Genomic DNA, 5630 nt, shown 5'->3' on the forward strand with positions numbered 1-5630 from the left:
GTGAATCACGCAAAAGGCAACACCGAAATCCATTCCTTTCAAGCGATCGCCCTGAGATCGATTCCAAGGGCGATTGCATTCTGCAGGTTGTAGTTCTACTTTCCTACGTCTAGGCTGAGCGTCACAGGACCGTGTCCGAAACGGGTCACTCGGGCCGGGGCGTTGCGCTCTTCAGTATCTCGCTCTCCTCGGGCGGTTTCCGTCCGAATCCTCCGGGGAGACTGCCTCTGTGCCTCCGCGGCAGCCGGCAGCCGGCTGGCGAGACGGGGGTGCCGGCCCGCTCACGTTGAGCCTTCGAGCCCGACATGCTGTCTCACGAGCAGATCTGGAACGCCATCGACCGCCTGGCGGAGCGCCACGGCTACTCCGCCTCGGGGCTCGCCCGCCGTGCGGGCCTCGATGCCACGAGCTTCAACCGCTCCAAGCGGATCGGTGCCGACGGGCGCAAGCGCTGGCCCTCCACGGAATCGGTCTCGAAGGTGCTGGCCGCCACCGGCGCCAGCCTGGACGAGTTCCTGCGCCTGATCGAGGCCCGGGAGATCCCGGCCCGCACCATGGTGCCGTTGATTGGCCTGACCCAGGCCGGGGCCGGGCGCCTGTTCACCGACGAGGGCATGCCCACCGGCGGGGCCGGCTGGGAGGAGATCGAGTTCCCCGACCTCGGCGAGGAGCGTGCTTTCGCGTTGGAGATCCAGGGCGATTCCATGCAGCCGCTGTTCCGCGACGGGGACGTGCTGATCGTCTCGCCCACGGCCAGCGTGCGCAAGGGCGACCGCGTCGTGGTGCGCCTCCACGGCGGCGAGGTCCTCGCCAAGGAGTTGCGGCGGCGCACCGCCCGGACCGTGGAGCTGGTCTCGCTCAACCCGGAGCACGAGGACCGGGTCCTCAATATCGGCGAAGTCGCCTGGATGGCCCGGGTGATGTGGGTCCGGCAATAGGCCACCATAGTCCCGGGACACAGCCGCCACACTTGGCCGCGAAGCGGTTCGCCGCTATCGCGGGCCTCGCCGCGGGTTTCCCGCACCCGCTCAGCTCGGACGCAGGATGACGCAGCCCGGGACGGATCACGGCGAGGCGGGCGGCCTTCTGACGGCGCAGGCCCGCGCGTTCCTCGACGCGCTGCCCACGCCCAGTCTCCTCATCGATGCGCAGGGTCGGGTCCGGTACGCCAACCCGGCCTTCGAGCGCCTGACCGGGCATCCGGCACAGGCGCTCGCCGAACGCGGCCTCGAGCCGATCCTGGCGAGCCGCGGGTCGGCGCCCGATCTCTCGGTCGACGCACCGCAGGAATTCCTGGCTCAGCGGTCGGACGGGACCAGCTTCTGGGCGAGCCTGACCCTGGAGCGCCTCCCTGGGACCGACGCGCGGATCGGGCAGATGCTCGACGTCACGGCGCGGCGGGAGGCCGAGGGCGCGCTGGCGCTGTCGCGGCAGCGCGAGGCTCTGGGGCTGCTCACCAACAGCGTCGCCCACGAGTTCAACAACTTCCTGCAGATCCTGATCGGCTACATCGACGGGCTGAAGCGCCGCCTGGGCGACCGCCCCGAGCCGTTCATCCAGCGGGCGCTGGTCCGCTCAGCCGACGCCACCGAGCGGGCCGCGATCCTGACGCGCCAGCTCCTGGCGTATTCGCGCCGGATCGCCCCGGACGTGCGCGCGGTCGATCTCGACGCCATCGTGGCGGAGCTGGCGGAGCGCCTCGCGCCGGATTTCCCGGCCGGGATCCGCCTCGTGGTGAACCCGACGCCCGGGCTGCCCCGGGCGATCAGCAACCCGACGCAGATCGAGTTCGCCCTGCGGCATCTGGTCGCCAACGCGTGCGAGGCCATGCCGGCGGGCGGGACGGTGACGCTCTCGACCTTCCGGGTCGATCCGGGCGACCGGGCCCTGCACCAGCCCGGGCCGGGCACCGTGGGGATCCAGGTCGGCGATACCGGGCCGGGCATGTCGCCCGAGATGCTCGCCCGGGCGCTCGCGCCGTTCCAGACCAGCCGCGAGGCCGGACGGGGCGCGGGCCTCGCCATCGTGCACGGCCTGATGAAGCGCCAGAACGGCACGATCACCATCGACAGCCAGCCCGGCGAGGGCACCCGGGTCCGCCTCGGCTTCCCGGCGGCGCCGGACCGGACGCTGCACTGACGCGACGGTCGGCGACAAACGTCATCACGACATCGAGAGGCGCGGACTAAAACCCGCGCTGAGCCGTCACCATATAATCGTCGGCGGCTCTCGCCACTCGGTTCTCGTCCTCAGAGGCGCGTACATGCTCACCCAATTCTCGCGTCGTCGGCGCACGGCCGCCTTCCTGGCGCTCGCTGCTGCCCTGACCGTCGCGGCGCCCGTCGCAGAAGCCCGTCCGGGCGGCGGCGGGTCCTTCGGTTCGCGCGGGTCGCGGACCTACACCGCCCCCTCCGCGACGCCCACGGCGCCGGGCGGCGGCTCGACCATGCAGCGGTCGCAGACCGCGCCGTCCCCCGGCATGTCCAATCCCGGCATGCAGGCGCCGGCCGCGCCCGGTCGCCGCTTCGGCGGCGGCTTCTTCGCGGGCCTGCTCGGCGCCGGCCTGCTCGGCGCCCTGCTGGGGGGCGGCTTCTTCGGCGGCCTCGGCGGACTCGCCTCCATGATCGGCCTGCTGTTCCAGGTCGGCCTGGTCGTGCTGGTGGTGATGCTGGCGGTGCGGTTCTTCCGCCGTCGCAGCGAGCCGGCCGGCGCCGGCGCGCCCTACGCCCGCTCGACGCTGGACGGCGGACCGAACCAGGGCGGCCCGATGGGCGGCCAGGCCCCGGCGGCCGGCGGTTCGTTCGGCGGCGCGCGTCCGGTCCAGACCCGCAAGGTCGAGGTCGGCCCGGCCGACTACCAGGCGTTCGAGCGCCTGCTCGGCGACATCCAGGACGCCTACACCCGCGAAGATCGGGTGACGCTCGGCAACTTGGCGACGCCCGAGATGGCCGGCTACTTCGACGAAGAGCTGCGCAACAACGCCGCCCAGGGCGTGGTCAACAAGATTACGGACGTGAAGCTGCTGCAGGGCGACCTCGCGGAAGCCTGGGGCGAGGACCGCACCGACTACGCCACCGTGGCGATGCGCTACGCCCTCAAGGACGTCATGGTCGACCGCGCCAGCGGCCGGGTCGTGAAGACCGAGCCCGCCCCGGAGGCCGTCGAGCTCTGGACCTTCCAGCGCCAGCCCGGCCGCGGCTGGGTGCTCTCGGCGATCCAGCAGACCCGTTGATCTTGGGATGCAGCGTCCCGGCCGTTCAGGCCGGGGCGCGGTTATCGAGCCGGCGCCGTTTCCGCGGCGCCGGTTTTTTGTTTTTTGGGCAGATACAGGATCAAACGGCCCGGCGGCTGTAAATCCAACCCCGTCATTCCGGGGTCGCGAAGCGGAGCCCGAAATGACGGGGTGGTCGCTCGAGCGGGAGCGCAATTACTGAACGCGCGCCCGGCTACTTTACCGTCCGCGCCCCGCGTCCCACAGGTTGGCCAGGGTCACGAACCCCGCCACCGGCACCTCCTCGGCCCGGGCCGTCTCCAGGATCCCGGCCGCCGCCAGCAGGGCGCCGGGCTCGGGGCTCAGGGCCTTCAGGCTCTGGCGCAGCATCTTGCGGCGCTGGCCGAACGCCGCCCGGGTCACGGCCTCCAGGGCGCCGGCCCGGCAGGGCAGGGGCTGCGCCCGGGGCAACAGCCGCACCACGCTGGACGTCACCTTCGGGGGCGGCACGAAGGCCGAGGGGCTCACGTCGAACAGGATGTCGGCCTGGGTGCGCCAGCCGCACAGCACGCCGAGACGGCCGTAATCCGCCCGGGTCTCGGGGCCGGCGACGATGCGCTCGGCGACCTCGCGCTGGAACATCAGCACCGCCTGGTCCCACCAGGGCGGCCAGGCCGCGCCGTCGAGCCAGCCGGTGAGCAGCGCGGTGCCGACGTTGTAGGGCAGGTTCGCGACGATCCGGACCGGGCCGGTCCCGATCAGCGGGCGGGGATCGAAGGCCAGCGCGTCGGCGTCCACCACCTCCAGCCGGCCGGGATAATGCGCGGCGATCTCGGCCAAGGCCGGCAGGGCGCGGGGATCGCGCTCGATCGCCACGACCCGGGCCGCGCCCTCGGCCAGCAGCGCACGGGTCAGGCCGCCGGGGCCGGGGCCGACCTCCACGACGGTCACGCCTTCGAGCGGCCCCGCAGCGCGGGCGATCCGGCCCGTCAGGTTGAGATCGTACAGAAAGTTCTGGCCCAGCGCCTTCCTGGGCTCCAGCCCATGCCGGGCGACGACTTCGCGCAGGGGCGGCAGCCCGTCTCCATCGCTCACAGCTCGTCCTCGGCGTCGAAATGCTGGGCGCCCGTGGCGCGCGGTCGCCCGGCATAGATGCTGAACGGGATGATGTCGGCGCCGCCCGGGCCCGGACCGTTGCGGGCCGCCTCGGTGTCGGCGAGCCGCCGCGCCAGCCGCAGGGCGGCGATCAGGCTGTCGGGCCGCGCCACCCCGGTCCCGGCGATGTCGAAGGCGGTGCCGTGGTCGGGCGAGGTCCGCACGAAGGGCAGCCCGAGGGTGACGTTGACGCCGTCGTCGAACGCGATGGTCTTGATCGGGATCAGCGCCTGATCGTGGGTCGGCGCCAGGGCGACGTCATAGGTCGCCCTGGCGCGGGCGTGGAACAGGGTGTCGGCGGGCAGGGGGCCGCGGATGTCGATCCCGGCCGCGCGCAGGCGCGCCACCGCGGGGGCCAGCACGTCGCGGTCCTCGTGCCCGATGGTCCCGGCCTCGCCGGCATGGGGGTTGAGGCCGGCGAGCACCAGGCGCGGCTCGGCCAAGCCGAACCGGTCGCGCAGGTCCCGGGCGACGATCCGGGCGGTCTCCTCCACCAGCTCCTGGGTGAGCAGGCCCGGCACCTCCTTGAGCGGGACGTGGATCGTCACAGGCACGACCGCGAGATCCGGGCTCCAGATCATCATCACCGGCCGCGGCGGCGTGCGGCCGGGGGCGACCGACAGGGCGGCCAGGAACTCGGTATGGCCCGGATGGGCGAAGCCGGCCCGGGTCAGCACGAACTTGGCGATCGGGTTGGTCACCACGGCGCCGGCGCGCCCGGCCGCTACGAACGCCACCGCGGCGGTGATCGACTCGATGACCGCGCCGGCATTGCCGGAATCCGGGACGCCGGGCTCGGCCGCCACCGTCGCGCCGCTCGGCAGCGGCACAACGGGCAGCGCCCGGGGAAACACCTCGGCGGCGGTCTCGGGATCGACCTCGGCCACCGGGACGGGCCGGTTCAGCCGGTTGGCCAGGCGCTCGATGAAGTCCGGGTCGGCCACGAGGAAGAACGGCGGCAACGGATCCGGGCCGCCGCGTCCGAGCCAGGCGCTGAGGGCGAGTTCCGGGCCGATCCCGGCCGGGTCTCCGAGGGTGAGGGCGAGCGGCGGCATCGGGGGTCTATAGCGCCGGTGGCGCGGGGGCGCATCCTTTTGAGGAGAGGCCCGACGGCTCACCGATCGGACAAAGATCACGACCTCTGTGAGATGCGCGTTTCCCTCCCCCCTTTGCGGGAGAGGGTGGGCCGGCCGTCAGGCCGGGTCGGGAGCAGGGGAATCGCATTTGGCAGCGGGGTCTTTCGGCGAAGCGCGAACTGGATTCT

General features: G+C 72.5%; 5 protein-coding genes. 3 read left to right on the plus strand and 2 right to left on the minus strand.

From position 1 onward, the window contains the following. Positions 1-305 precede the first annotated feature (305 nt). The 3 genes from MFF40_RS28170 to MFF40_RS28180 all read left to right on the plus strand — a co-directional run bounded on the left by MFF40_RS28170 (position 306) and on the right by MFF40_RS28180 (position 3232). Positions 306-938, plus strand: a complete 633-nt coding sequence (locus MFF40_RS28170; RefSeq protein WP_147856975.1) for a S24 family peptidase — start codon at positions 306-308, stop codon at positions 936-938. Positions 939-1044: 106 nt separating this feature from the next. Then, positions 1045-2139 carry a two-component system sensor histidine kinase NtrB gene (locus MFF40_RS28175; protein ID WP_147896498.1) on the plus strand — a complete coding sequence of 365 codons (1095 nt, stop codon included), beginning with the start codon at positions 1045-1047 and terminating at the stop codon, positions 2137-2139. A 124-nt stretch (positions 2140-2263) separates the two neighbouring features. Further along, positions 2264-3232, plus strand: a complete 969-nt coding sequence (locus MFF40_RS28180; RefSeq protein ID WP_147896497.1) for a Tim44 domain-containing protein — start codon at positions 2264-2266, stop codon at positions 3230-3232. A 219-nt stretch (positions 3233-3451) separates the two neighbouring features. On the opposite strand, the gene rsmA is transcribed toward MFF40_RS28180, so the two are convergent. Further along, positions 3452-4306: a 16S rRNA (adenine(1518)-N(6)/adenine(1519)-N(6))-dimethyltransferase RsmA gene (rsmA, locus tag MFF40_RS28185; RefSeq protein ID WP_147855439.1), complete on the minus strand. Its 855-nt coding sequence runs from the start codon at positions 4304-4306 to the stop codon at positions 3452-3454. Continuing rightward, on the minus strand, positions 4303-5421 hold the full coding sequence (gene pdxA / locus MFF40_RS28190; RefSeq protein WP_147855438.1) for a 4-hydroxythreonine-4-phosphate dehydrogenase PdxA: 1119 nt from the start codon (positions 5419-5421) through the stop codon (positions 4303-4305). Before pdxA ends, rsmA begins: the two co-directional genes overlap by 4 nt. Positions 5422-5630 lie beyond the last annotated feature (209 nt).

The sequence above is a fragment of the Methylobacterium mesophilicum genome (assembly GCF_022179445.1).
Lineage (GTDB): Bacteria > Pseudomonadota > Alphaproteobacteria > Rhizobiales > Beijerinckiaceae > Methylobacterium > Methylobacterium mesophilicum.